Raw genomic sequence first — 730 nt, forward strand, 5'->3', positions numbered from 1 at the left:
GTGACGTCGAGCCGTACGGGGTGGACGCGGGTGAACCAGCCGACGGTACGGGAGAGGTCCACCTCGGCACCGGCGCGGTCGCCGTCGCGGCCGTGGCCCTCCAGGTCGACCAGCACGCCTCCGCCTGCGTCCACGCCCCTCGTCTCGCGCCACTGACGCACCGCGAGGGCCAGCGCGCCCAGCAGCACGTCGTCGACCCCGCCGTGGAAGGCGGCCGGGACCGACGACAGCAGCGGTGCCGTGTACGCCCCCGGCAGCGTCACCGTCAGGCGCCGGGCGGTGCCCGCCGTGTCCTGTACGGGGTTCAGGGGGCGGGATCCCAGCGGTGGTTCCGGGTTCGCGAACGTCTCGGTCCAGTAGGGAAGTTCCTCCAGCAGCGCCGGGTCCTGCGCCCGTTCGCCGAGCAGTCCCGCCCAGCGCCGGAACGACGTGCCCACCGGGTCCAGCCGCACCGGCCCACCCGCCGCCGCCGACTCCCACGCCTGCCGCAGGTCCGGCAGCAGGATGCGCCACGACACCCCGTCCACCGCCAGGTGGTGCACGACCACCAGCAACCGGCCCGGGGCGTCCGGACCCGCGTCGAACCACACCACCTGCACCGTCACGCCCGACTCCGGCGCCAGCCGCGCCACCGCCGCCCGCGCCTCGGCCGCCACGTCGGCGCCGGCCGAGGACACCCGGCGCACACACCGGCCGGCCTCCACCGACCCGCGCCCGCCCACCTCCAGCG

Annotated in this window: 1 protein-coding gene; it reads right to left on the reverse strand. The window is 76.7% G+C overall.

Annotation, left to right across the window (positions count from 1 at the left end):
• Nucleotides 1–686: condensation domain-containing protein (locus KYY02_RS33695; RefSeq protein WP_371244890.1), on the reverse strand; the 686-nt coding region annotated here is incomplete at its 3' end.
• Nucleotides 687–730: the final 44 nt, after the last annotated feature.

The sequence above is a fragment of the Streptomyces pimonensis genome (assembly GCF_041380215.1).
Classification (GTDB): domain Bacteria; phylum Actinomycetota; class Actinomycetes; order Streptomycetales; family Streptomycetaceae; genus Streptomyces; species Streptomyces pimonensis.